Annotated in this window: 29 protein-coding genes; 26 read left to right on the forward strand and 3 right to left on the reverse strand. The window is 47.3% G+C overall.

Features of this window, described 5'->3' with window-relative positions:
• Positions 1-105 precede the first annotated feature (105 nt).
• On the forward strand, positions 106-312 hold the full coding sequence (locus OQV04_RS17805) for a hypothetical protein (protein ID WP_332642386.1): 207 nt from the start codon (positions 106-108) through the stop codon (positions 310-312).
• Here the strand turns inward: OQV04_RS17805 and OQV04_RS17810 are convergent.
• Genes OQV04_RS17810 through OQV04_RS17820 form a run of 3 tightly spaced genes read right to left on the reverse strand, consistent with a single transcriptional unit; the run spans position 292 to position 3,466 of the window.
• Positions 292-609: an ogr/Delta-like zinc finger family protein gene (locus OQV04_RS17810; protein ID WP_147281954.1), complete on the reverse strand. Its 318-nt coding sequence runs from the start codon at positions 607-609 to the stop codon at positions 292-294. The genes OQV04_RS17805 and OQV04_RS17810 overlap by 21 nt on opposite strands.
• 56 nt (positions 610-665) lie before the next feature.
• A complete protein-coding gene (locus OQV04_RS17815) occupies positions 666-1,688 on the reverse strand; it encodes a phage portal protein (protein ID WP_332642391.1) in 1,023 nt (340 codons plus the stop codon).
• Entirely contained in the window at positions 1,688-3,466 is a 1,779-nt protein-coding gene (locus tag OQV04_RS17820) for a terminase large subunit domain-containing protein (RefSeq protein ID WP_332642393.1), read from the reverse strand. Before OQV04_RS17820 ends, OQV04_RS17815 begins: the two co-directional genes overlap by 1 nt.
• Positions 3,467-3,614: 148 nt before the next feature.
• Here OQV04_RS17820 and OQV04_RS17825 point away from each other — a divergent pair, with 148 nt between their 5' ends.
• The 25 genes from OQV04_RS17825 to OQV04_RS17945 all read left to right on the forward strand — a co-directional run bounded on the left by OQV04_RS17825 (position 3,615) and on the right by OQV04_RS17945 (position 21,110).
• Positions 3,615-4,370 (forward strand): GPO family capsid scaffolding protein, encoded by a 756-nt coding sequence (locus OQV04_RS17825; RefSeq protein ID WP_332642395.1) that lies wholly within the window; start codon positions 3,615-3,617, stop codon positions 4,368-4,370.
• 46 nt (positions 4,371-4,416) lie between these two features.
• Positions 4,417-5,448 carry a phage major capsid protein, P2 family gene (locus tag OQV04_RS17830; RefSeq protein WP_131680172.1) on the forward strand — a complete coding sequence of 344 codons (1,032 nt, stop codon included), beginning with the start codon at positions 4,417-4,419 and terminating at the stop codon, positions 5,446-5,448.
• Positions 5,449-5,540: 92 nt separating this feature from the next.
• On the forward strand, positions 5,541-6,149 hold the full coding sequence (gpM, locus tag OQV04_RS17835; RefSeq protein WP_332642398.1) for a phage terminase small subunit: 609 nt from the start codon (positions 5,541-5,543) through the stop codon (positions 6,147-6,149).
• Between the two features lie 95 nt (positions 6,150-6,244).
• Positions 6,245-6,697: a head completion/stabilization protein gene (locus tag OQV04_RS17840; RefSeq protein WP_109911422.1), complete on the forward strand. Its 453-nt coding sequence runs from the start codon at positions 6,245-6,247 to the stop codon at positions 6,695-6,697.
• The gene (locus OQV04_RS17845; RefSeq protein WP_210853326.1) at positions 6,694-7,164 is read left to right on the forward strand and encodes a phage tail protein; all 471 of its coding nucleotides are present in this window, start codon (positions 6,694-6,696) and stop codon (positions 7,162-7,164) included. Before OQV04_RS17840 ends, OQV04_RS17845 begins: the two co-directional genes overlap by 4 nt.
• On the forward strand, positions 7,161-7,829 hold the full coding sequence (locus tag OQV04_RS17850) for a hypothetical protein (RefSeq protein WP_332642408.1): 669 nt from the start codon (positions 7,161-7,163) through the stop codon (positions 7,827-7,829). The genes OQV04_RS17845 and OQV04_RS17850 overlap by 4 nt, the downstream gene beginning before the upstream one ends.
• A 24-nt stretch (positions 7,830-7,853) precedes the next feature.
• A complete protein-coding gene (locus tag OQV04_RS17855) occupies positions 7,854-8,975 on the forward strand; it encodes a DUF2586 domain-containing protein (RefSeq protein WP_332642411.1) in 1,122 nt (373 codons plus the stop codon).
• Positions 8,972-9,427: a phage protein gene (locus OQV04_RS17860; RefSeq protein ID WP_110731690.1), complete on the forward strand. Its 456-nt coding sequence runs from the start codon at positions 8,972-8,974 to the stop codon at positions 9,425-9,427. The genes OQV04_RS17855 and OQV04_RS17860 overlap by 4 nt, the downstream gene beginning before the upstream one ends.
• A gap of 14 nt (positions 9,428-9,441) precedes the next feature.
• A complete protein-coding gene (locus OQV04_RS17865; RefSeq protein ID WP_109911427.1) occupies positions 9,442-9,744 on the forward strand; it encodes a phage holin family protein in 303 nt (100 codons plus the stop codon).
• Positions 9,731-10,063: a M15 family metallopeptidase gene (locus OQV04_RS17870; RefSeq protein ID WP_109911428.1), complete on the forward strand. Its 333-nt coding sequence runs from the start codon at positions 9,731-9,733 to the stop codon at positions 10,061-10,063. Before OQV04_RS17865 ends, OQV04_RS17870 begins: the two co-directional genes overlap by 14 nt.
• The gene (locus OQV04_RS17875; protein ID WP_332642418.1) at positions 10,063-10,461 is read left to right on the forward strand and encodes a hypothetical protein; all 399 of its coding nucleotides are present in this window, start codon (positions 10,063-10,065) and stop codon (positions 10,459-10,461) included. Before OQV04_RS17870 ends, OQV04_RS17875 begins: the two co-directional genes overlap by 1 nt.
• A 91-nt stretch (positions 10,462-10,552) precedes the next feature.
• Positions 10,553-10,813 (forward strand): putative phage tail assembly chaperone, encoded by a 261-nt coding sequence (locus OQV04_RS17880; protein WP_115167863.1) that lies wholly within the window; start codon positions 10,553-10,555, stop codon positions 10,811-10,813.
• A gap of 32 nt (positions 10,814-10,845) precedes the next feature.
• Complete coding sequence (locus tag OQV04_RS17885) at positions 10,846-11,004, forward strand: DUF6890 family protein (protein ID WP_196718330.1); 159 nt, start codon at positions 10,846-10,848, stop codon at positions 11,002-11,004.
• A complete protein-coding gene (locus OQV04_RS17890; RefSeq protein ID WP_332642428.1) occupies positions 11,001-13,076 on the forward strand; it encodes a phage tail tape measure protein in 2,076 nt (691 codons plus the stop codon). Before OQV04_RS17885 ends, OQV04_RS17890 begins: the two co-directional genes overlap by 4 nt.
• Positions 13,069-13,401: a DUF2590 family protein gene (locus OQV04_RS17895; protein ID WP_332642430.1), complete on the forward strand. Its 333-nt coding sequence runs from the start codon at positions 13,069-13,071 to the stop codon at positions 13,399-13,401. Before OQV04_RS17890 ends, OQV04_RS17895 begins: the two co-directional genes overlap by 8 nt.
• Positions 13,391-14,575 carry a baseplate J/gp47 family protein gene (locus OQV04_RS17900; protein WP_332642432.1) on the forward strand — a complete coding sequence of 395 codons (1,185 nt, stop codon included), beginning with the start codon at positions 13,391-13,393 and terminating at the stop codon, positions 14,573-14,575. Before OQV04_RS17895 ends, OQV04_RS17900 begins: the two co-directional genes overlap by 11 nt.
• Positions 14,568-15,230, forward strand: a complete 663-nt coding sequence (locus tag OQV04_RS17905; protein WP_332642434.1) for a phage tail protein — start codon at positions 14,568-14,570, stop codon at positions 15,228-15,230. The genes OQV04_RS17900 and OQV04_RS17905 overlap by 8 nt, the downstream gene beginning before the upstream one ends.
• 3 nt (positions 15,231-15,233) lie before the next feature.
• On the forward strand, positions 15,234-16,538 hold the full coding sequence (locus OQV04_RS17910; protein WP_332642436.1) for a phage tail-collar fiber domain-containing protein: 1,305 nt from the start codon (positions 15,234-15,236) through the stop codon (positions 16,536-16,538).
• A 5-nt stretch (positions 16,539-16,543) separates the two neighbouring features.
• A complete protein-coding gene (locus tag OQV04_RS17915) occupies positions 16,544-16,816 on the forward strand; it encodes a hypothetical protein (RefSeq protein ID WP_332642438.1) in 273 nt (90 codons plus the stop codon).
• An 8-nt stretch (positions 16,817-16,824) separates the two neighbouring features.
• A complete protein-coding gene (locus OQV04_RS17920; RefSeq protein WP_332642440.1) occupies positions 16,825-17,130 on the forward strand; it encodes a hypothetical protein in 306 nt (101 codons plus the stop codon).
• Complete coding sequence (locus tag OQV04_RS25140) at positions 17,127-17,756, forward strand: gp53-like domain-containing protein (protein ID WP_442899666.1); 630 nt, start codon at positions 17,127-17,129, stop codon at positions 17,754-17,756. Before OQV04_RS17920 ends, OQV04_RS25140 begins: the two co-directional genes overlap by 4 nt.
• Before the next feature lies 1 nt (position 17,757).
• The gene (locus tag OQV04_RS17930) at positions 17,758-18,183 is read left to right on the forward strand and encodes a tail fiber assembly protein (RefSeq protein WP_332642442.1); all 426 of its coding nucleotides are present in this window, start codon (positions 17,758-17,760) and stop codon (positions 18,181-18,183) included.
• The gene (locus tag OQV04_RS17935; RefSeq protein ID WP_332642444.1) at positions 18,180-18,926 is read left to right on the forward strand and encodes a hypothetical protein; all 747 of its coding nucleotides are present in this window, start codon (positions 18,180-18,182) and stop codon (positions 18,924-18,926) included. The genes OQV04_RS17930 and OQV04_RS17935 overlap by 4 nt, the downstream gene beginning before the upstream one ends.
• Positions 18,892-19,431 (forward strand): baseplate complex protein, encoded by a 540-nt coding sequence (locus OQV04_RS17940; protein ID WP_332642446.1) that lies wholly within the window; start codon positions 18,892-18,894, stop codon positions 19,429-19,431. Before OQV04_RS17935 ends, OQV04_RS17940 begins: the two co-directional genes overlap by 35 nt.
• A gap of 5 nt (positions 19,432-19,436) precedes the next feature.
• On the forward strand, positions 19,437-21,110 hold the full coding sequence (locus OQV04_RS17945; protein ID WP_332642448.1) for a hypothetical protein: 1,674 nt from the start codon (positions 19,437-19,439) through the stop codon (positions 21,108-21,110).
• Positions 21,111-21,578 lie beyond the last annotated feature (468 nt).

A 21,578-nucleotide genomic window follows, 5' to 3' on the forward strand; every position in this document is an offset into this window, starting at 1 on the left:
ACAGAATTCTAATCTATTAAAATATTTTAAACTACCTCTTTCATACTAGGTAAATTTACTGTATAAATAACCAGTAAAGTGATTTTGTGTAAGAGGATCATGTAGATGCTAGAGGCGTCAGTGGCGTTGGAACGGATAGAAATCATCGCCAGGTTTGGGAGTTTGGATTTATGTAATGATAAAGAGCGCCAAATTGTATTAGCGCTGATTATGGAAATCGTAGAGGACACACGCAGAATTGAGAAACATAAAATAAAAAAGTCACTCGAAAGTGACCAACGAAAAATAGCTTTAAACGGGGCTGGACTTTAACAAGTCTAGCGCCATTTGGCGCTGTTCAGGGTTTAAATTCTGTATCATTGAGCCAATCATTTTATTACTTTTCGCGCTTGGGCTAATCGTATGGTCAAACGTCAGACTTAACACATAAGTATGGCCGCATTCGACGTCACTGCATGCACAATAGAGATCTGAAACTTCACGATGCTTTCTATTTGATTTACGAATAATCGCCTTTTCCCCACACTCAGGGCAGAATATTTTTAATACTCGCATGTTCCAAATCTCCGCTTGATAATGACCCCGTAATTTTACCTTATTTTTGCGCATTTTTCATTTCCCTATGACCGTTAAATTCCGTAAATATCATTAATTTTGCGTTATTTTTAATTCAATTGGTGGCTATCTTCTTGAAAAGTGATCTTTAAATAATCGGGCACCTCACCATCATTATTTATCGCATTGGCAAACATGCGCTGAACAGGAATAATTTCATCTTGTCGATACGCTTCACGGGCATTGCGGGGGTCACCTAAACCGCCCACATTGCCAGGAATAATCCCCGCTAATCCCGCAGGAAAACGGTGCGCGGTTAAAATATCCTGCGCACTGATGTTTTTCACATTACTAAATTCATCATTGGCCGAAATATCCCCCACAGGAATAAATTTAATGCCATCCGCATCCCCATTGGGAATATGCACAAACATGGTTTCAAAGTTACCAATCCCTTTGCTTTGCTCTAATTTTTTGGTGATCATCACCTCTACTTCATCGGTCAGCATCGGGTCATTACAAAAAATCATCCCCCCAGTATGTGCCCCGTTATGGTAGTAACGACGACGAAAAATAGTGGCCTCACTGTTTAACATGGCCGCATGAATGCCCCCGATATAATCAGGGATGCCGTAAACTTGCTGTTGTGGGTCATACTGCTTGATGTAAATCACATCGTCAGGGGTATACACCATCGGTTCGCCTTCTTGCAAAATCACAAAATCATCGTTTTTGCGACGACGCATAAACAGCGCTGGCAGCACATACAGCCCAACCACTTCCCCGTAATAATTGCGCAGCTTTAAGATGGGCGTATCACCAAACACAATATAATCCAACACGCTGGCACGCAGCTCCTGATGCGTGAGGCCACCGCCTTGGTAATCCGATAACACCATATTGGCGCGCGCATGAATAACGCCCCCGTGCTGACCATTTAAATTCACCAATTGCGCCAAGGCGGTGCGGTCTATGGGTAAGCTGTAATGGTCATAATCATTGTCATACCAAATATTTTGGTATTCCGTATGGGTGGTTAAAATGGGTTCTGGCTTGCCTAATGTGATGATGTTCATCGATTTTTGGCTAGTAGTTTGTTTCTGTGCGGTTTTCCGTAACTTTTTCTTACTCATCATGCAGCCTTTTGAAATTTATATTTAGATTTACGCTGTCTTTCATTGTTTAGCGGTTCATTGGCCACAGCGTGTGAGGTGGCAAAAAACACGTCTGCGTGACCCGTTTCCTTACTGCGATCCGCGATAAAGGTCATCGAACCCCCTTTACCCGTGGTGGTGTGCCTGATGGCTAAGAAGCTGGCCATAATTTCTTTTTGCTCAACGTCCCAAGCAATGCGCTGTTCATCCACCAAATCAATCATTTTGAGCACCAGTTGAGTTTTGGTGTTTTGGCTGTAGTGAATGGCCGTGGTGACGCGCGGGGCAAAGGCAGCCACCATCTCATACACCCCGTGACCAATCCCCGTGGTATCGATGCCGATGTGGGTAAAACGGTATTGGCTGTACAGGTCTTGAATTTGTTTGGCTTGGTGTTTCCAGCTTATGCCTTGCCAATAAAAGGTGGCGAGGATACGAAAATATTCACCTGCCACCAAAGGCGGTGCGACTATCACAAAAGTGGACGTATCCCCCGAACGTGCGGGGTCGTAACCGCCCCAAACCTCTCTATCCCCAAATGGCCGCGGGGCATTAATATCGTGATCATCCCAAATACCAATATCGATGGCACATTTTTCAAGGTCGTTGTATTTGAAAACCGACGCGCCACTGTCCACAAACACGCACATATACAGCATGTTAAACGTGTCTTTGTTATAGCGATTACGCAGTTTTTCAATGGATGCCAGATTAAAGCCGTTGCGAACCGCATCTTCAATGGTAATGACATATCGCCATTGGCCATCAGGGCAATCACGGCCACCGTCTTGCATCTCTTTAAAGCTTGGAAATTCCACATTTTTACGTTTTGCCTCACTGCCGCGCCACTCGTCACCTGTCCAGAACGGGTAAGCGGGATGGGTTTTGGCACTGGGCGTCGAAAAATAGGTGGTGCGCCATTTATCGTGGGTCGCCATCGCGGATGCCACTTCATTGAGGCGTTTGAAATCAGGCACCCAAAAGTATTCATCACAATACAAATGGCCACTGTATGACTGAGCCGTGTTCTTATTGGTGGATAAAAAACGCAGCTCTGCGCCATTGCTTAAACGAATAGGGTTACCCGTGAGCGTGACACCAAAAAATTTATCCGCGATATTGACGATATAGGAGCGAAACACCTCTGCCTGTGGTCGTGAAGCCGATAAAAAGATTTGTGGGTCACCTGTGAGTACCGCATCCTCGAACGCTTCAAAGGCAAAATACCACGTCGCCCCAATTTGGCGTGATTTAAGGATATTGCGAATGGCCTTTTTAATATTGATGCGCAGGTGTTTTTGATAACCAAACAGCATTTCATCTGCGAATTTTTGAAAGTCTTCAGGGGTCAGTTCAGAGATATCATTTTTCTTATAGCGACGTTTTTTCTTGGTTTCGCCATCGTCACTTGTACTGTACTCCCCGCCAGACTCGCCTTGCGCTTTGATTTCAGCCAGCTTTTCCTTGTGCTTATTGGCCTGTGCCATCAATTTGACGTGATGAGCAATGAGCCTGTCGAGCTCCTCCAGTTCAAGTTCCGTTTTTTTATTGCGCTCCGATAACAGCGCAATGCGTCGGTTAATTGCCTCCAACACGCTCTCATGGTTGAGCATATCCGCCCAGCACCATTTTTGCGCCCAATAGTAGACAATCCGCCTGTTAGGCAGGTTAAGTTCCTCCGCGATTTCAGCGGGGGTATAGCGTCGCAAATAAAGTGACTTGGCGACCTGTATTTTTGCATCTGAGTGTTTAGCCATAGTGGTGCCATTGTGCAATGTTCAGAAATTGCAGGCATCTACCTGTTTTCGGTAATGGCGGGATAACCGAACTCAACCATTCGCACCGTGAATAAGAATTGGCAATACTGATGGCTCAAAAGGAACGGAATGCAGCTAAGGATTTTGAATGTCGCAATTACGCACAACATGGCTCTGCATTGCCACGGAAGGTGAAACCGTTGATGGTCGGGAAATTCTGCCCGAGGAAATTATCGAAATGGCAGAAACCTATGATACCGATTTGTACACCGCCATGATTTGGCCTCGGCACAATAAGCCAGGTGAAGACCGCGGTGACCCACTCGGTGAGGTCATTGAGTTACAAGCGGATACCGATGAAAGCGATACGCTGCGTTTGTATGCGGTACTTCGGCCTTTTACCCGTTTACTGGAAATGAACAGCCAAAACCGTGGGGTGTTTACCTCGGTTGAGATGAATCCCGATTTTCGCAATTCAGGCGTGACATATTTAGAGGGCTTGGCGGTAACGGACACCCCAGCCAGTGTAGGTACGACAAGGCTCGACTTTGGTCGTCAAAAACAAAGGAAACGAAAAATGGCAAAACCCGCAAAGAAAACATGGCGTCAGCACTTTGGCATTGAAGAAGTCAAAGAAGAAAAGCCAACCGAAACCACCGTTAACGATGAAGTGTTATCAGGCATGGCGGCAGATTTGGCGGCAGCACTGACTAAAATCGCTGAATTAGAAACCATGTTGGAACAAGCGCAAAGTGATGTGGAAGTGGTGAAAGACGTGGTGGACACCGAAGATTTCGCCAAACTGCGCGATAACTTACCTGAAATCACCAAATCATTCAGCAAAGTGGCGACCCAGCTCCCAGGGAAAAACCCCGCAGGCCGTAAAGAGTTTGTACACCTCTAATCCATTGTGATCAGAGCCCATTACTGAATTTTGGAGAGGGATTTCCATGTTTTTAAACAATACGGCCAGAACGTATTTAAAAGGCCATAAATCAGGCCTTGAACGCTCATACAACATTGATGATGCGTCGAAATATTTTGCCATCACCGAACCCAAAGAAATTGCGTTACGTAAAGCGATTATGGAATCCGTTGAGTTTCTCAACTTGATTTACTGCGCGGACGTAGACCAATTGGCTGGACAAGTGATTTCGGTGGGTAACCCTGGATTATTCACGGGGCGTAAGAAAGGCGGCCGTTTCATGCGTGAAACGGGCATTGATGGCAATGAGTATAAATTAGCCGAAACCGACTCAGGGGCGTTTTTACCGTGGGATGTGCTGTCCGTTTGGGCAAACTCAGGTGGTGAAAATGAGTTTTACCAACGGATGCAAAATTTCGTGAATGAAAGCTTTGCCCTCGACATGTTGCGCATTGGTTTTAACGGTACCCATGTGGCCGATAGTACCGATGCGAAAAAGTACCCGAATGGGGAAGATGTGAATAAAGGTTGGCACCAAATCGCCAAAGAATGGGACGGTGGAAAACAAGTGATCTCCGAATCCATCACCTTGGATGAAAAAGGCGATTTCCGTTCGCTCGATGCGATGGCGCAAGAGGTGGTAAACACCTGTATTCCTGTGCAATACCGCACCGACCCACGCCTTGTGGTGTTAGTGGGCGCTGACTTGGTGGCTGCCGAGCAACATCGCTTATATCAAGCCGCTGACCGCCCAACGGAGAAAATTGCCGCGCAATTACTGGGTACCACTATCGCTGGCCGTGCCGCGTATATCCCGCCATTTATGCCAGGGAAACGTTTAGTGGTCACCACGTTATCCAACTTGCACCTGTACACACAGCGCAATACGCGCCAACGCAAAGCGGAATTTGTGGATGACCGTAAACAGTATGAAAACAATTACCTGCGTAATGAGGGCTATGCGTTGGAATACCCTGAGCTGTACGGGGCAATTGATGAGTCAGCGGTCACTATCGGTGAACTCGTTGAGCCGAAAGACACGGTAGAGACAGAGTAATGTTATCACCAGGTCAACGCCACCGCTTAAAAGTGGAAATGCGCCAAAAGCTGGAACAGCAACAGGCAATTGCCATTGCCGATGGCGAAAGTATGCACTTACAAGCGCGTGCCGTTGACAAGGATGCCGCACGGCTCAAAGGGATGACCAACGCAGAACGCACCGAGATAAAACGGCAGGAATTTTTGCCCAATTATCTGCCGACTGCCCAGCGTTATCTGGACGACGGAAAAATCTATAAAAACCCGATTTTTGCCTACTGTGTCGTGTGGCTGTTTGATGTGGGGGAATTCCAGCAAGGATTGGATTGGGCGGACATCGCCATTGAGCAAGGACAGCTCACCCCAACAGGCTTTAAAAGTGGCTTTCCTGCCTTTGTGGCTGACACCATCTTGCAATGGGCACAGCTTGAAAGCGAAGCAGGTCATGCCATTGAGCCCTATTTTTCACGCACGTTTTACAACGTCACCGAAAAATGGCGCGTTCACGAAAAAATTAAAGCCAAGTGGTACAAATTCGCGGCCTTGGAAATCCTCAAAGGGGATAACAGTGAAGCGAAAGCCAGTGCCATTGATAACGTGGATGATTTAGAAAAAGCCGATGCTTACCTTGCGAGGGCGCATCAGCTAAACCCGAAAAGTGGCGTAAGAACCCATCGCACGCGCATTGCGATGCGACTGCGGGCACTTACTGCCGAATGACTACCGCAAGCCAAGTGGGCGCAGCTGAGGCAATGCAATTGATTGCAATTGGCCGTGGAAGCTGGCCTTGCCCACTTTTTAATTAAGGACAGCCCATGTTTGATGGTAATAGCGGTAATTATCGCCAAGAAATCATTACCAATGACGGTTTTTGGCCAGATGTGGATTTACTGGAATTTCAGAAAAGCCGTTCGTTGCCGACCAGTATCGATACGGATTTTTTAGCCGATGCACTCCTGAACACCATCACGGAAATCAATGGTGAGCTAATAAGCGTGAAAAATCAGCATCACGCCAAAGGGTACCAGCAAGCGGCAGAAGTACCTGGTGTGCAACGTAATGGCCGTAATGCGTTATGTGCACAGTATTTAAAAGCGGTGTTTGCGCGAGCCAAAGCGGATTTATTGGGGGAATACAGCTCTATCGTGAACCGTGCCCCGAACTCGCAGCAAGAAAGCCCTGAACTGCGTAACCGCCTGTTAGCGGAATCTTCACTGGTGATCCGCAATATGAAAGGCTTAAAACGCGCCACGGTGACCATGATATGAGCAAATTGCAGCAATTAACCGCTTTTTTAAAGGCTAACTTGCCCGATGGTGTGTGCAATGTGGAATTTTCCAGTGTGATGGACAGCATTCAATTCATCCCTGCGCAGCGCGATTTGGGCAATGACCAATACCGAATGCACATCAAACAATATGACGCGACGATTGCGTGGGGGCGTTTCCCCTATCGCCAAGTGAACCCTGATTACATCGGCATCTTGATCGATGCGTGGCTCAATGAAAATGACGATATCGATGATATTCAGCTGGATTTAGAGCGCCCATCCATGGACGTGGATTTAAATGAAAGCCACCAAGCGGTGGTGATAGTTACGCTGCAATTGGCAGAGAACGTCAACATGCGAGAGGACGAAAACGGCATTGTACCGATGGATGGTAAGCGCTGGACACTGTGTGACCCCGATGTGTGGATTGCCCAAGAAGCGGATATTGCAGGCGTTCACGCATGATAAGCGGCCAGTTAAACCAAACCCAATTTAACACGCTGCAAAAGGCACTTAAGCGGTTTGATTTAACGCCGAAAAAACGCCAGCGCTTGTTATGGCGTATAGCCAAATATGGTGTGATTGCTGCGGCAAAACGCAACGTTCGCAACCAACAAACACCCGAGGGCGAACCGTGGCAACAACGCCAGGGAAACTGGCGCAAAAAGATGCTGCGCAATATGCCCAAAGTGCTGCACATCAAGGAATTGCCCGAAATCGAAAGTGTGCGAATTTACCTCAAAGGGGGCAAATACCGCAACGGGAAAAAACAGATCCCTGCGGGGGTTGTGGGGTATTCACAACAACATGGGATGAATGTGACCGTGAATAAATCCAGCTTTAAATCTGAGCGCGATAAAACACGGCCTGCCACCAAGAAGCAAGCCAAAAAGTTACGGGCGCTGGGGTACAAAGAACGTAAAGGCAAAGGCTGGCTAAAACCACCAGTTAAAGCCATTGAAAGCGGGATGAGCTTTGCTAAAGCAGGTTTATTAATTCGCACTTTAAGTGATGAAACACCGCAAAATTCATGGGTGATTGATGTGCCAGCGCGTGAGTTTTTGGGCATCAATCAAGATGAATTTGAAAAAGCCCTCGCACGGCAACTGCAAGGGATTGGGTTTGGTTAAACAACCATAAAAGAGGGATTTTTTATGACATGGCCATCTGTACAGGTGAACCAAGTAAATCAGCTACAAGGGGAAACCAAAGAGGTTGAACGTACCGTATTGTTTGTCGGTACAGGCAATATCAATGTGGGCAAAACGGTTTCCGTCAATACGCAAACGGATTTTGATGATGTGTTAGGCCGTGAAGATAGCGACCTGAAACGCAATGTGATGGCCGCCATGAATAATGCGGGGCAAAACTGGTCAGCTTATCTTCATGTGATGGCGGTTGATGCTGAGCCGCTGGGTTTTGTGGATGCAGTGATTGCCGCGCAAGACGTGGCCAGTGTGGAGGGTTACGTTTTACTGACCACTGCTAGTAAAGAAGTCATTGATGCCGCCAATACCTTGCGTGAAACCTTAATCGCCAAATATGGCCGCTGGGTATGGTCAATCATTACCGTGGATGCCCCCACCAAAGACGAAAGCTGGCCAGATTATGTGGCTCGCATTATTACGTTGCAAAAAGGCATTGCCGCCCCGTCGGTGCAACTGGTACCACAACTGTGGGGCAAAGAAGCAGGTGTCTTAGCAGGCCGTTTATGTACCCGTTCGGTGACCATCGCGGACACGCCAGCACGAGTAAAAACAGGTGCATTAAAAGACATGGGCGCAACGCTCCCCCTTGATGGCACAGGAAAAGAGATTGATTTAGCGACTTTGCAGGCGTTAGAGAAAAATCGCCTCAGTGTGCCGATGTGGTACCCCGACTACGACGGTTTGTACTGGGCAGATGGCCGCACGTTAGATGTGGAAGGCGGTGATTTTCAAAACATCGAAAACCTGCGTATTGTCGACAAAGTGGCGCGAAATGTGCGTATTCGGGCAATTGCCAAAATTGGTGACCGTAGCCTAAACAGTACGCCCAATTCCATTGAAACCCACAAAAGTTATTTTGCCCGAGTGATGCGTGAAATGGCACGCTCTAGCCAAATCAACGGCATTACGTTCCCAGGAGAATGCAAACCGCCACAAGATAGCGATGTGGTCATTACATGGATGAGCAAAACCAAAGTCGCGGTCTATTTTGTGGTGCGAACGTATGAGTGTCCGAAAGGCATTGAAGCGAGTGTGATCTTAGATACCAGCTTGGAGGGCGCAGCATGAGTAAACGGATTTCGGGTCAGTCGTTTGATTTCAACCTAGACGGCTCACTCATTCATGTTGAGAAATCAACGTTAAACCTTACGGATAACACAGGCGTCGCTCAAACCAATGGCGTGCCCGATGGTTGGGTTTCGGGGGATGTATCTGCCGAGGGTGAGCTGGAATTTAGCACCAAAGCGTTAGCTATTTTAAAAGCCAAAGCCCGTGCGGCAGGCTCATGGCGCAGCATTCCTGAAGTGGATTTAATGTGGTACGCCAAAGCAGGCGGTGAGGAAATGAAAGTGGAAGCCTTTGGCTGCAAATTGCTGCTATCGGACATTCTAGACCATGACCCGAAAGGTGGTACCACGGTCAATTTAAAGGTGAAATTTCTTGTTACCAGCCCTGATTTTGTACGCTTGGATGGCATTCCTTACCTTGAGTCAGAATTGACAGACAAATTAATTGGTTAAAAGGAAAAGTGTTCATGGAAGAACATGAAAAAACATTTATCACTTTGTTTTTTATGGGGGTGCTTATTGCCGTTGGCAAAATCCTCACCAGTGATGAACAAATTACCGCCCGCTTATTTTTCGGGCGTGTCTTTCTGGGGGCAGCTATTTCAGTCATGGCAGGTGCCGCGCTGATTTGGTTCCCCAATATCTCACCTTTAGCTGTCACGGGGATTGGTACCGCTTTTGGGATCGCAGGTTACCAGTTAGTTGAAATGTGGCTTAAAAAACGTGGAAAAGCGTTATTACAAGGAAAGTTAAAAGATGACATTAAGTGAGAAACAAGCCTTATTCACCGTAATGATTGGCAGGCTGATTTTATGGGCAGATGAGCACGGTTACCGCCTGACCTTTGGCGAAGCCTTTCGCACTAGTGAGCAAGCCAGCGCGAATGCCAAAACAGGCAAAGGCATCAAAAACAGCTTACACACCTCACGCCTAGCCGTGGACTTTAATTTATTTATCAACGGTCAATACCGTGAAGATACCCCAAGTTATTTGCCTCTGGGTGAATATTGGGAGTCTATTGGGGGCACTTGGGGCGGTCGTTTTAACGATGGCAACCATTTCAGCTTAGCCCATAACGGGGTGAAGTAATGGCCAAACAACTTGCGTTGGTGTTCGCGCTAGGAATAGCGGCCTTTGGCGCAGGTTGGTGGGTGAATGGGCTTTATCACGACAGCTTGCAGCTCAATATTGAACGCGCTGCCAAACAAGCAGGCGATAAAGCCCGAGCCGAAGCACAAGCCATTTCCCGTGAATCGGCACGTCAGCTTGAAAACCAATTGGAGAATATCGCCAATGCAACGCCTAGGGAAATCAGAACCGAAGTTATTAAACCTGTGTTCACTAATGTGTGTGTTAGCCCTGAGTTTGTCAGCTTGTACAACCGCGCCGCCGAGCGTATCGAACGAGAGTTATCAGGAAAATCTGTTAACCAAGTGCCCAATCTTGTTGCCGAGACTGAACGGACAAACGGGCAAGCACGTCAGTGAACCGTTAGAACTGTTTTTAACCTTGTACGGCAATTGTGCCGCACGCCACAACCAGTTAGTGGATGACATTAACCGCAAAAGGAATTGAACCATGAGCCAACCAATCACATTAGACATTGCAGGAAAAGATTACCGTTTTGAACCCAACATGACCGCCTATAACGGGTTTATCAATGAAATGGCGATGGACAATAAAATTGCCCCTGCCCACACCTATTTACGCCGCATTGTGGTGAAAGACGACAAAGACGCGCTGGATGAACTGTTAAAACAGCCAGGTGCCGCGCTGCAAATCGCCTCATCCATCAATGAGCAATACGCCCCGAAATTGGACATTAGCGTAAAAAACTGAGGGCACGAGTTGAATCTATTGAGCGTAATGAGTTGGAGCAATTTATTGCGCTGCGTCGTCATTACTATCCTCATGATAGTGACGAAATTGATAGTTTGGCTCGTGCTGCCTGGCTGAATAACCAACATTGGGAAAATATGCGCATAGCCGTGGCCAACGGCATTGCACTGGCGTTAAAGGGTGATAAATGAACTCATTAGATTTTACCTTAAGCTTAATTGATAACGTGACACAGCCGTTAAAACAGGCACAGTCTGCGTTATCCAATTTTGCCAATGAGAGTCAAAAAGCCTTTACCCAAAGTGCCATTGGCGTGGCAGGGTTAGCGGGTGCGTTATTTTCCTTAAAAGGCCTACTTGACCCTGCGCTGCAAATGAATGAAGCGCTACAAACCACCAGTTTGCAAGGTGTGGATGCTAGCGCGATGAAAAACGTCACCCAAGCGGCCATGAAATTCAGTGCGCAATATGGCAAGTCCTCGGTGGAGTTTACCCAATCGGCTCTCACTATCCGCAAAGCCATTCAAGGCGTAGCCGATAACGAACTGCCTTATTTAACGACGGTGACCAACACCACGGCCACCGCCTTAAAAAGTACCGCAGATGAAACCACCGCCTATATGGGGCAGATGTTTTCGCAGTTTTCTACCTACGCCAACCAAGTCGGCAAAAGCCAATTTGCCGAAGAACTGGCGGGCAAAGCCCTGTATATGTCGCAAGCCTTTGGCACATCAATGGCCGACATTACAGGGTTAATGGAGGGCGCAAGGTCGGCAGGGACTCACTTTGGTGTGGGTATCGATGAACAACTGGCCGTGTTGGGGGAATTACAGCGCACATTGGGCACCGAAGCCAGCAGCGCCTATGAGGGCTTTATGACGGGCGCGGCAGATGGCGCTAAAAAACTGGGGCTAAGCTTTGTCGATGCGTCGGGCAAAATGAATTCCTTGCCTGAAATGTTGGGTAAATTACAGCAAAAATATGGCGCAAATATTGATGGCAACCTCAAGGCACAAAAAGAGATTGAGGCCGCGTTTGGGGATTCGGCCATTGTGGTGAAGCAGCTCTATGGCGATGTGGATGTGTTACGCAAAAATATCACTGCCCTGGGCGCGAACGATGGCATGAAACGTACTCGTGAAATGGCCGAGCAATTGGCCGATCCGTGGGAACGCTTAATGGCCATTTGGACTAACGTGCGCGTGGCCGTGGGAATGACGCTATTGCCTGTCATTAATCCACTGGTGAATAAAATTGCGGAAATGGGGCAAACCGTCCAACGCTGGCTCACCTTATTCCCCAATATCGCTAAGTACGTGGGCTATATCGCAACCAGTATCACTGGCGTAGCCGCTGCGGGAGCGATGGCCAATATTGTGATGGGTATCAGCAAATTTATTTGGGCGGGGTTAGTGGTGGTCTGGAAACTGAGCCTTTCCACGTTGAAATTAATCCCAGGTGCCGTTTGGCTGGCCAATAAAGTGATGGTGGTTTGGCAGGCCACTTTAAAACTGTTGCGGGGTACCTTGTTGGCGCTACGGATGGCCGCCATCACCGCAGGCATTGGTTTTAACCTGATGAGTTTGCCCATCATTTTGATTATTGGGGCGATTGCGTTGTTAGGTGTGGGTATTTATTACCTGATTAAACACTGGGATGCCGTTAAGGCCGCCATTCAAGACACCACCACATTTAAAGTGTTGGCCGCAGTTGTGATGGCAGTTGGCCAAGTGTTTAGCGATGTATGGGAATGGATTGGTCAAGGTTGGGAAACCCTGTGCAATTGGTTTGGTGAGTTTTCATTAACCGAAACCTTTGAAGCGGTCGCCAACAGCATTCGTGATATTTTCGGCAATGTGTGGGCATGGGTGAAACAGACCTTTGCCGATATCTATAACTCGTTTGTCGATACCTTAAATTATTTGCCAGGTGTTGAAATTGAACGCATGGAAATCAACACCCCAGCCGCCCAAGCCACCAATAGCGTGCCTGATGTTGAGGGCATGGCTGCGGTCGATATTATTCGCCAGCAACAATTGTTTATGCAGGCACAAGTTGACCAAGCGGAGCCCATCAGCAATACACAAATATTAACGGGCAAACAGCTCAAAGGCATTGATAAAAATGGCATTGGGAAAAATGCCGTGGGTTCAACAACCAGTCATGTCGATAACAGTCGAAATTATGAAAATGTGGTCATTAAAGTTGAAACAATGCCATCACCACAACAATTAACGGAATATGAGATGTTAGCGCATGGATAGCCAATACATTGATTTATTAATCACTCAGCGTGATTTTACCTTGAATTCAGGCAGTGAGCCGATTTTGTGCAATAACCGTGTTTCCATCGCCCAAGATTGTGTCCATGCCATTATGGAAAGCGGCTTGGCCACTCAACTGGTGGGCGAACGTAGCCCCACCTTACGGGCAGATATTCGTAACCAAATTGAGATGCTTGTGGAAAATGACGAGCGCATTGTCCCAGGGACAATTTCCATTCACGAAGAATCACAAGTGAAATTGTGGATCACCGCTGACACTTACGATTTTGGCCGCATGGACGTGGGAGTGGGTTATGGCGACTAAGCCCGATGTTGATTATGAAAAAGTCCTGCAAGATAGCGGCATGCAGACCACCGAGGCAGAAATTCGCGCGCAATTTAACCAAGTGGTGGCCGATGAGGGGTTAGTCACCAATACCTCACGGATGTCTCCGTTTTGGCGACTGATTACCACCATCGTGACCAAGCCTGTGATGTGGTTAAAAGAGGCCTTGGTCAATGTGGTGATGCGCAATATGTATTTGGCCACCGCATCAGGCGCATGGCTTGATTTGTTTGCTTGGGGCGTCAACTTAACCCGCAAACCTGCCACCCAAGCGCACGGTGTCATTCGCTTTTATAAAGTGGCAGGCGCTAGCGCGGTCACTGTGCCCAAAGGCACCATCATTCAAACAGAGCGCATCGCGGGGGTGATTTACAGCGTAAGTACCACCCAAGCTGTGGAGATTGCCGCAGGCCAGCAAAGCCAATTAATCCCTGTAATTGCGGATATGGCAGGCGGTGCGCATAACCTCGCCCCAGGCTATTTTCGTATTTTGCCCGTGGCCGTTGCGGGGATTGAGCAGGTGCAAAGTGAAAATGATTGGTTAACAACGCCTGGTGCGGATGCAGAAAGCGATGATGATTTGCGTGACCGCTGCCGCAACCAATTCAATTTAGTGGGGAACTACCACACCGATGCAGTTTATCGCGGCATGATAGCCAGCCTTGTTGGGCTTAGCATTGACCGTATTTTCTTTTTGCATGATGCGCCCCGCGGTGCAGGCACAGCCAATGCGTATTTGTTATTAGACAGTGGCGTGGCAAGTCAGCCTTTTATCAACCAAGTGAATGAGTATGTGATGAAACAAGGCCATCACGGCCATGGCGACGATATGCGCTGTTTTGCCATGCCAGAAACACAGCATGCGTTAGTTTTAACTTTATTCGTCGATAACATCGGCAACTTTAGCGCTGAACAGCTGGGCAGCTTAAAAAATGAGGTGAACGATTTGGTGCGCTGCGCCTTTCGTGAAAACAGCTTGTACCAGGTCAAACAGACATGGCCATATTCACGGTTTTCATTTTCAAACTTGGGGCGTGAGCTGCACCGCCAGTTTAATGATATTCAGTCACTGCATTTTTCATTGGGGGATATTACCAGTGAGCTCAATGTCCCCCGCTTAACATCGTTAGTGGTTGAGGTGAAAAATGTCTGACTTCCACGAAAAGCTCAAACGCCTTGCGCTGCCAAGTTGGATGGACAAAGGTGAGCCCGCCAAGCTACTGGCGTCATTACGTCGTTTCTGGACACAGATTTACGGCTGGCTAACGTGGCCATTGGCGCAATTGGATGCGGAAACCTGCACAGAGTCATTATTGAACTTGCTGGCCTATCAGCGGGATATTCAGCGCTTCAATGGTGAGCCATTGGACTTATACCGCAAGCGAGTGAAATACGCCTTTATCAACGCCAAAGACAGTGGCAGCGTGGCAGGGTTTATCGCCATTTTTGAACGGTTGGGCATTGGTAACGTACTGATTAAAGAGCGTCAGCCACACATCGATTGGGACGTGATTATTCTCGTGCTCAATGATGAGCAGCTGTCACGCGCCCCTGATTTGCTGATCAACATCATTTACCAGTATGGGCGCACCTGCCGACGCTATCAGTTTGAAGTGATTAACGATTATCAACTGAATATGCGAGTGGGCAGCCTTGAGGGCGAGCACATCAGCTATCACGCGAAATTGCCTGTGCCTATTTTGACGCTACGAGTGGGTGAAATCGCCAGTGATATTCAAATCAGTTATGCGACGCTGCAAGGAAGCAGCGCACCCAATATGACCTATGGGGCATCATTAAAAGGATAGATTATGTCATCAGTCATTACCCTTGAATTTGAGCACTACAAAGCGCAGGAAGCCGCAACGGGTAAGCCCATCATTTTAGATGAGTTTGTGTTTGCGTTAGTGCCAAATTTAGACCCAAAGAAACCCATTGAACGCACTGAACAACTGCCCGATGCCAAACACATCGTGCACCGCCAAGCAATTAATAAAGCGGGGTTAGTCAGTGAAAATGCCGTGGCTTACAGCGTGACGCTGGGCACTGAAATCGGTGATTTCGAATTTAACTGGATTGGGTTGTTAAACAAAGCCAGTCAGTCCGTGGCGATGATCACCCATGCCCCGACACAAAAGAAACTGCGCACGCAAGGTGGCCAACAGGGCAACGTCTTAACTCGCTCATTTTTGCTGGAGTTTGACGGGGCGGCCAAAGATACCGCCATTAATACCACCGCAGAAACGTGGCAAATTGATTTCACCGCACGCTTAACGGGGATCGATGAAGCGCAGCGGCTGATTAACACCGACAGTTACGGTGAGGCGGCTTTCTTTGGCTCTGCCTTTGACGTCACCCGCGATGGTGAACAATTTACCGTGAATAGCGGTTTAGCCTATGTGGGCGGTTTGCGTGGCGAGCTGGCTAAAAGCCAAGTGTTTAATAAACTGCGTGATACGCACATTTATGCGGATTTCAGCTATCAAGGTAACTTACTTAGCCAATGGCAAACGGTGGTGAAACTCACCACGGGCAACCAACTCAAACACTATGTAGATACCAGCGGCTATGCCCATTTTGTGTGTGCCATTGCAGCGATTGATAAAACTGGGTCAGTCACCGATTTACGCCCTCAAGGGGCGAAATGGGAACAAAGTATCGCGCAAATCAAACAGCAATATGCACTAAAAAGTGAGATGAAATCATGGCGCTATGTCGCCAAAGGCAATGAAACGACCCTCACCCCAAACGAGGTGTTTCATCACTGTTTGCTGTTTATTAATGGCCTTGAGCAATACGCCAATTATTCTTTTGCCGTTGAAAATAACACGGTTTATTTAGCCGAGCCGTTGCTAAAAGACGACCACATTGAGGTGTTGATTAATGTGCCAGTGATTAGCTCGCGTACGTTACATGCAGGCTCTGAAACTGATGTGTTACGCGATGAAGTGGAGGCGCTTAAAACCACAGTGAAGAACTTGAAGGGAAAGGATTTTATTAGTGCGGATAGCCAAAATTTAGCGGCCATCGGCTCCGATGAAAACATTTTTATTTCAGAAAAACAGTTGCAGCACATTCACGACATTGAAGTCGAAACCACCATTAAAGGGAAATAGCGAACATGGCCATTAAACGCACTATCACACTGAATTTTAAAACCTCTGACGGTAAAACCTTACCCGCTTCTTTTGATGTGAGTGACGGTGAATCGGCTTTTGAGATCTGGAAAAAACTCCCAGGGAATGCAGCCAAAACAGAGGCACAATTTTTTGCCGAGCAAAAAGGCGCTGATGGCAAGAACGGCACCAATGGTGCAGATGGTAAAAATGGAAGTAATGGCGCACAAGGTGCCAGTATCGTCAGCGTATCGGTACAAGTTAAAGAAAATCCGTGAGGTGATGCATGGCGAAAGGTCGCACAATCACACTGACGTTTAAAAACAGTGCTGGCGCTAATTTGCCGCCTGTTTCTTTCGTCGTCAATGACGGTGAAAAAGGCGATAACGCCCATATTCAAGTGACGTCTATTATTCCAACGGTCAAAGGTGGTGAAACCTCGTTTAACATCGGCAATGTGGCGGTGTTATCGGTACAAATTAATGGTATCACCCAGCCCCAAGGCTATGCGTACACGGTGGAAGGAACCACATTGTATTTGGCCGAAGCGTTAAAAAATGGCGATTTTATTTCTATTGAGGTAACAAAATGAGCAAACCAACAGGGAAGTTGATCCGCGTGACTGCCGCCAGTATTGGGGCGGTGCCCGTCGGGCGAAAAGTGAATAACAAACCGCTTAGCGCGGATATTTCGTTAAGTGCGGGTGATGTGGGGGCGTATGGTAAAACAGAAACGGATAACAAAGTTGCAGATGCAAAGAAAGCAGGCACCGACGCACAAACTAAAGCGAATGCCGCCAGTACTGCCGCAACCAATGCGAATAATAATGCCAATGGTCGTGTGCCGAATGGTCGCAAAGTCAATGGTAAACCGTTAACGTCGGATATTACGCTAAGTGCGGGGGATGTGGGTACCTATACCAAAGAGGAAATTGATAAAAAAATTATTGCCTCTGGAGGTAAAAATACAGCCAGTAAATTAGCCAATGGTTGGTGGAAATGTGGGGATACAGGGTTGATTTATCAGTGGGGGATTGCAACCCACGCGAAAAAAACAATGTTTCCAATCGCATTCCCGACAATGTGTGCACAGATCGTGTTGGGTTGTAATGGTTCGACTGGCTCATCAGGTTACTACTATAAAACCAATATATCATTTGAAGTTAATACAGGCGGTGGAGGTTCAACTTCTACATCTTACATTGCAATAGGGTATTAAGATGAATTATTACTACAGCGCAACTATGAACACGTTTTATCTGGCATCGATAAAGCAAAATTATATCGATACTGGCTCATTCCCTGACGATGCAAAGGAAATTGAAGATGATATTTTTCAACAGTTTGCAGCGGCAATACCCCCAGAGGGTAAAATGCGCATTGCAGGTAAGGAGGGCTTACCAATATGGGCAGATATCCCATTTCCAACCCAAAAAGAGCTTATTCAACAGGCGGAATACGAGAAACAAAACAAAATACAGGAAGTCAGTAAAATTATTGCTCCTTACCAAGACGCCATTGATTTAGGCATCGCAACCGATAAAGAGCTAAAACAGTTAAACGCATGGAAGCAGTACCGTGTTGATTTAAACCGCATCGACACTGCAGCCGCCCCCGATATCACATGGCCAGAGAAGCCCCAATGACCGTTCAACGTTATCAGTGGCGTCAGCAACACATGAAAATGGCGGCAGGTTTGCCGCCGATTACTTGTTCCATTTTGCCTGTGCATCCGTTTATTTATGGTGTTGGTCAAACAAATAGCTCAGGCAGCTATCTCAGCCCCGCCAATGCCATTAACCATTTAGCGGACAAACTCACAGGGGCTGGCCATGTATCTGCATTGGTGTTGATGGTCACAGGAAAAACATTTGCCGAATTTATGCAGCAATTATCTAACTTTTCAGCTGTGTTTCCGCTGCCTGTTTTTGCCCAAGTTGAGCGGATGGCCAGAACAGCACACACGTTGGCCACCACAAAAATGCAATTGCCAGGGAAAATGACAGGCGGCTTACCGTTACCACAATCCTTATCCACCGCAACTAGCCGCATGGCGTCTAACGCGCAGTTAATTGAAACGGCCAAAGCAGCGGCAAGCCAGCCTAGCGGGTTGGATAGCATGAAATCAGCACTATCGGATTTCAGCAAACAAAAAGACAATGCCTTAAAACAGATGAGTGATGTCTTAAATGGACTTTTAGGAAAATCGGCCACTGTTTGGGCGTTTTCAGGTACGGACGATGCCACTATTTTGGCCGACAAAATGCGAAAAAATATTCCTGAACCCGACGCAATATTTACCCTCGCCACCTTATTTGTCGGCAATGAAATTCACGCTTTAACAAGGATGTTAAATGACACAGACCATCACTTTAGCCCTGAACGGTGAAGCTATCCCACTGAAAAACTTGGCGGTAACGCCCAGTATGATGTTTCAGGACAAAGACCAATCAGGCCAATCCTCCAGTACTGCCGTCGCCGAACAAGGTATCAAACCTAAAGAACTGCGTATCACAGGCATTTTACCTTTTACGGAACACAAGGCGTTTTCGCGCCTTTTTGCGTTAGCAGAAGCCAAAGAAAACGGCAATTTAAAGCGCTATCGTGTGGCGAACTTGACGGCTCAAGCCATAAATTTTCGCATTGGCACGTTCACCAATTCCATTGATGCCAGCAAAATTGAAGGGAAACAGGCGTGGCAAATCACCTTTACTTTACGTGAGCATTTATCCGTTTCAGAAAAACGCGAAGCCCGCGCTAACAGTAAAGTGGCCAGCAAAACACAAGGCGGCACGGCAACAAAAGGCGCTCAATCAGGGGCACCCGATGAAACCGAGCAATTGACTTGGTTTGAAGAAAAAGTGTTAAAACCGATTAACGATTCGTTGGAGTAAAGGGAATGAAACCCATCAATCGACTGTATTTATCGGGTGATGAAATTCAGGTCACCGATATCAATATTATGTTAGAGCTTTCAGCCGCAGGGCGCGGCTTTGTGACCGTGAAAACTGATGAGGACTACACGGGCAAATTAGTGCGCCTTGATGTCGGTTATCCCGAATTATTATTGCGCTATTTCACAGGGTTCGTCGAACGGTCGCAGCCCTCATCCAATGGATTCCAACGGTTATTTATTCGTGAACTGGTTGGCGTATTTGAACGTGAGTGGCCATGTTCTTTTCAGCATCCCACTTTGCGTGCTATTGCCGAACACCTGCAAAAAGAAAGCGGCTTAACCTTTCAATTACCTGATGCGCCTTATGTGGATGAGCCTATTCCTCACTTTACCCACAGCGGCACAGGTTATCAGTTATTGGCCAACTTAGGGCATGTGTTCAATATTGATGATTATGTGTGGCAGCAGCTCCCGAATGGTCATGTGTATGTGGGCAGTTGGCCACATTCGTTATTTGCCAATAAAACTGTTGATATTCCCAATGAATTTGCCACCTCGCAGGCAGGCGGGAACAGCATGACCATCCCAATGGTGCAATCATTAAGACCAGGCGTGAATGCCAACGGAAAACGCCTGCACAAAGTGAACCTTATCAATGAAGATATGGCGCTTACGTGGGTAATCACAAATAAAATCACAGGGAAACCCGCTAATAAGAGCCCCGTTCAAAACCAAATCGATAATGCCTATCCTGAACTGGCCGCAGGTTTACATCTGCCTAAAACCGCCCGCATTGAAGCCCATAGCGAACCCGTTCGCGCTGGTGATATTTCCGACCCGTATCGCCCACGCTATGCGGTGGATGTGCAATTATTGGATGCCGACGGTAAGAAATCCAGCGCACCAATTTACCGTGCAGTACCATTGCCGCTGCCAATGGCAGGGGGTGAGAGTGGCTTATTTCAATATCCGCCCGTGGGTACCATCGTGGAAATTGCCTTTGAAGGTGGCCGACCTGATAAGCCATTTATTCGCCAAACTCTTAGCCAGGGAAACACGCTGCCCGATATCCAGCCAGGCGAACAATTGCAACAGCAACGCCAAGAGGTTTCCCAGCGCATCACCCAAGATGGCAGCTGGCAACGGCAAACCGACCAGACTATCAGTGAGTCATCCATGCATCGGCAAGTCACCGCAGACACCGAACAGCGCACCCTGGTCACCCGAGACACCACCATTCAAGCCACCGACAAAACGATGGTGCTTGGCACTGCAACATTACTTGCAGGTGCTATCCAACAGATAGCCGATGGAGATTACAGCATTGCATCTAAGGGCAGCTTAGTGGCGAGTATTAATCAGAATGCTAATATTGATATTGCAGAGGATGCCACACTCACCGTTGGCCAAAAGCTGATTGAAAAGGTAGGTGCACTGAAGCAAAGTATCGCAGGCACTAAACAAGAAATCATTGCACCAGTTGTTTGGATTGGTAGCCAAGAAATTAACGTGGCGCAGTTGATGATTGATACACTGGATATTGTCAAAGAGCTGGCCGAACTCACCGCCAACCACAGCCACAGCAATACAGGAACGCCATTGAATGCCGATGCCATCAAAGGCACCGCAAATAAATCAGATGGCTTGAAAGAAAAGTATCAGCCAGTTATTGGTTAACACAGTCTTAGTCCAACTTTTGCCCACAGCCGTGGGCTTTTTTATACCTGTAATTTAACAGCGTGTAAGACAGTCTAAGCACTCCAACCATCAAACCACATCAAGCAACCTTTCATTTGGATCACATCAACAGCATCGCGCAGATGCAGCGCTACCCCACGAAATAAAGTTACCTACCACGTAAAATGCACTACACCGCACCCGCCTGCACAATTTGGATCTAAACTTTATTTCAGTTTTGAAGTTCTACAAAACATATCGCCAAGCCGCGCCAGTGCTAGAGAGTCACCGAAAATCTCAAACTGAAATGTGTGAAAATAATTTCAGGAGATTTCAGTTTTTGGATCACAGAATGGATCGTGTTAAAACGCCAATGCAATGAAATTTATGGAAAATTTACATTTTACGTGGGTTTTATTGGATCGCAAAATTAGCCGCATGATTTAAAAAAGTCAGTAAACATGCGGC

The sequence above is a fragment of the Escherichia sp. Lx600-2 genome (assembly GCF_036662595.1).
In the GTDB taxonomy this organism is placed as follows: Bacteria; Pseudomonadota; Gammaproteobacteria; order Enterobacterales; family Enterobacteriaceae; genus Escherichia; species Escherichia coli.

Coding starts and splice junctions, on each gene's coding strand:
- OQV04_RS17805 (WP_332642386.1), top strand. CDS start 106: ATGCTAGAGGCGTCAGTGGCGTTGGAACGGATAGAAATCATCGCCAGG.
- OQV04_RS17810 (WP_147281954.1), bottom strand. CDS start 609: ATGCGCAAAAATAAGGTAAAATTACGGGGTCATTATCAAGCGGAGATT.
- OQV04_RS17815 (WP_332642391.1), bottom strand. CDS start 1,688: ATGAGTAAGAAAAAGTTACGGAAAACCGCACAGAAACAAACTACTAGC.
- OQV04_RS17820 (WP_332642393.1), bottom strand. CDS start 3,466: ATGGCTAAACACTCAGATGCAAAAATACAGGTCGCCAAGTCACTTTAT.
- OQV04_RS17825 (WP_332642395.1), top strand. CDS start 3,615: ATGTCGCAATTACGCACAACATGGCTCTGCATTGCCACGGAAGGTGAA.
- OQV04_RS17830 (WP_131680172.1), top strand. CDS start 4,417: ATGTTTTTAAACAATACGGCCAGAACGTATTTAAAAGGCCATAAATCA.
- gpM (WP_332642398.1), top strand. CDS start 5,541: ATGCACTTACAAGCGCGTGCCGTTGACAAGGATGCCGCACGGCTCAAA.
- OQV04_RS17840 (WP_109911422.1), top strand. CDS start 6,245: ATGTTTGATGGTAATAGCGGTAATTATCGCCAAGAAATCATTACCAAT.
- OQV04_RS17845 (WP_210853326.1), top strand. CDS start 6,694: ATGAGCAAATTGCAGCAATTAACCGCTTTTTTAAAGGCTAACTTGCCC.
- OQV04_RS17850 (WP_332642408.1), top strand. CDS start 7,161: ATGATAAGCGGCCAGTTAAACCAAACCCAATTTAACACGCTGCAAAAG.
- OQV04_RS17855 (WP_332642411.1), top strand. CDS start 7,854: ATGACATGGCCATCTGTACAGGTGAACCAAGTAAATCAGCTACAAGGG.
- OQV04_RS17860 (WP_110731690.1), top strand. CDS start 8,972: ATGAGTAAACGGATTTCGGGTCAGTCGTTTGATTTCAACCTAGACGGC.
- OQV04_RS17865 (WP_109911427.1), top strand. CDS start 9,442: ATGGAAGAACATGAAAAAACATTTATCACTTTGTTTTTTATGGGGGTG.
- OQV04_RS17870 (WP_109911428.1), top strand. CDS start 9,731: ATGACATTAAGTGAGAAACAAGCCTTATTCACCGTAATGATTGGCAGG.
- OQV04_RS17875 (WP_332642418.1), top strand. CDS start 10,063: ATGGCCAAACAACTTGCGTTGGTGTTCGCGCTAGGAATAGCGGCCTTT.
- OQV04_RS17880 (WP_115167863.1), top strand. CDS start 10,553: ATGAGCCAACCAATCACATTAGACATTGCAGGAAAAGATTACCGTTTT.
- OQV04_RS17890 (WP_332642428.1), top strand. CDS start 11,001: ATGAACTCATTAGATTTTACCTTAAGCTTAATTGATAACGTGACACAG.
- OQV04_RS17895 (WP_332642430.1), top strand. CDS start 13,069: ATGGATAGCCAATACATTGATTTATTAATCACTCAGCGTGATTTTACC.
- OQV04_RS17900 (WP_332642432.1), top strand. CDS start 13,391: ATGGCGACTAAGCCCGATGTTGATTATGAAAAAGTCCTGCAAGATAGC.
- OQV04_RS17905 (WP_332642434.1), top strand. CDS start 14,568: ATGTCTGACTTCCACGAAAAGCTCAAACGCCTTGCGCTGCCAAGTTGG.
- OQV04_RS17910 (WP_332642436.1), top strand. CDS start 15,234: ATGTCATCAGTCATTACCCTTGAATTTGAGCACTACAAAGCGCAGGAA.
- OQV04_RS17915 (WP_332642438.1), top strand. CDS start 16,544: ATGGCCATTAAACGCACTATCACACTGAATTTTAAAACCTCTGACGGT.
- OQV04_RS17920 (WP_332642440.1), top strand. CDS start 16,825: ATGGCGAAAGGTCGCACAATCACACTGACGTTTAAAAACAGTGCTGGC.
- OQV04_RS25140 (WP_442899666.1), top strand. CDS start 17,127: ATGAGCAAACCAACAGGGAAGTTGATCCGCGTGACTGCCGCCAGTATT.
- OQV04_RS17930 (WP_332642442.1), top strand. CDS start 17,758: ATGAATTATTACTACAGCGCAACTATGAACACGTTTTATCTGGCATCG.
- OQV04_RS17935 (WP_332642444.1), top strand. CDS start 18,180: ATGACCGTTCAACGTTATCAGTGGCGTCAGCAACACATGAAAATGGCG.
- OQV04_RS17940 (WP_332642446.1), top strand. CDS start 18,892: ATGACACAGACCATCACTTTAGCCCTGAACGGTGAAGCTATCCCACTG.
- OQV04_RS17945 (WP_332642448.1), top strand. CDS start 19,437: ATGAAACCCATCAATCGACTGTATTTATCGGGTGATGAAATTCAGGTC.